The 714-nt window shown below is 72.5% G+C and carries 1 protein-coding gene; it reads right to left on the reverse strand.

Annotated elements, in window-relative coordinates; translation table 11 throughout:
- The coding region (locus tag ACLE20_RS15530) for a hypothetical protein (protein ID WP_410941219.1) at nucleotides 1-714 on the reverse strand (714 nt) is incomplete at both ends.

Consider the following 714-nt stretch of genomic DNA (forward strand, 5'->3'; position numbering starts at 1 on the left):
CGCGGACGTCACACCGTAGATTCGGGGCCTGGTAGCGACCGCCAGCAGTGCGCCCGCCGCGGCAATCGCGCCGAGGGCGAGGAACATCGCGGCGTACCCGCCGAGCAGGCTGGCCAGCGCCGCGCCAACGAACGGGCCGATGGCGGTGGCGATCATGACCGGCGCCGACAGCAGGCCGCTGAGGTGACCGTAATGGGTAGAACCCCAGCGTTCGGTGACGGCGGTGGCTTGCAGCAGCGTCATGATGCCCCGCATCACCCCCGCCCCGATGGCCGCCGCCACCAATGCCGCATAGGTGGTGAACACCCCGAGCAGCGCCGTCGTGCCGGCGACGCCGGCCATGATGACGACCGTGCGGGGCACGACGCCGACGCGGCGCACCAGCGATTGGTAGCCCAGTCGGCCGAGCACTTGCCCCGCGCCGCCCAGGCCGAGCGCGACGGCGGCGGCACCGGTGCCGATGCCGCGTTGGCTCATCAGCGGCACCAGGTTGGCGATCACCGCGTAGGACGCGAGTCCGGCGAGCGCGAACGCCGCCGTCAGGGCGAGGAACGGCACGCTGCGCGCGGTGCGGCCCGGCGCCTCGACGTCGTGGTGCGCGGCGGTGACCGGCGGCCACGGGCGCCGCAAGCCGAAGAAGTGCGCAGGGATCGTGATCGCCGCCATCACCACGGCAACCACCAGATACGTCTGGCGCCAACTCATCTGAGCCGA

The sequence above is a fragment of the Rhizobium sp. YIM 134829 genome, from assembly GCF_046546455.1.